We start from the raw sequence: 1,009 nt of genomic DNA on the forward strand, positions 1-1,009 counted from the left end.
TAAAGACTTCTGTTGTCACGGTATCGGTGATGAGTTCCACGAAGAACCACAAGTGGTTCATTACAAGAACAAAGACCGCCGCGTACTTAAAGAAGGCATGTGTTTCACTATTGAACCAATGATCAACGCAGGTAAATTCGGTTGTACTGTTGACGCACAAGACGACTGGACTGTATACACAGGTGACGGTAAAAACTCAGCGCAATGGGAACACACTATCGTGGTAACCAAAGATGGTTGTGAAGTATTAACGCTACGCAGCGATGATACGATTCCTCGCCTAATGAAAAATGCGTAACCAAGAATGACTTCAATATCCCCGCTCATGCGGGGATATTTTTTATCTCCGCGAGATTTGTTAAATTAGAAAGGTTTGTAGATCTTTACTTTTCGCTTGCACGGATAGCAAATATGCCACTTCAGTCCCCTCTTACGTTTTCCGACGAACAAATCAATATCGGCGAACTAAAACAAGAGTTAGAAAAATTCAGCTCAACCCAAAAACAAGAGTTTCTTAACCATCACCCTGTGACCAGCTTAGTATTGGCTCGCGCAGAGTACATGGACTTGCTGCTGACGCGTTTATGGCAATACTTCGGTTTTAATGACATTTACAACATCTCATTAGTGGCCGTGGGCGGATATGGTCGCGGTGAACTGCATCCGTTGTCCGACATAGACATTCTTGTTCTTTCTAACAACAAACTGCCGACCGCGTTGGAAGCGAAAATCAGTGAATTTATTACCTTACTATGGGACTTAAAACTGGAAGTTGGCCATGCGGTTCGCACTGTCAATGAATGTGCACAAATCGGTCGTGACGATCTAACGGTTGCCACTAACCTACAAGAAGCACGTCTGCTTTGTGGCAGCGAAGACACATTCCAAGCTTTAAAAAAAGTCGTGCTATCCGACTCTTTCTGGCCGAGCGAAACCTTCTACCGCGCAAAAATCCAAGAACAACGCGAACGTCATGCTCGCTACCACGATACGACCTATAACCTAGAGC

Annotated in this window: 2 protein-coding genes; both read left to right on the forward strand. The window is 44.6% G+C overall.

The annotated features are described in order from the left end of the window. The coding region (locus R7P35_RS26525) for a M24 family metallopeptidase (protein WP_318093477.1) at positions 1-298 on the forward strand (298 nt) is incomplete at its 5' end. Between the two features lie 113 nt (positions 299-411). Beyond that, on the forward strand, positions 412-1,009 hold a 598-nt coding region (locus R7P35_RS26530; RefSeq protein ID WP_318093478.1), incomplete at its 3' end, for a nucleotidyltransferase domain-containing protein.

This window comes from Vibrio sp. Vb0304 (genome assembly GCF_033338995.1).
Lineage (GTDB): Bacteria > Pseudomonadota > Gammaproteobacteria > Enterobacterales > Vibrionaceae > Vibrio > Vibrio alginolyticus.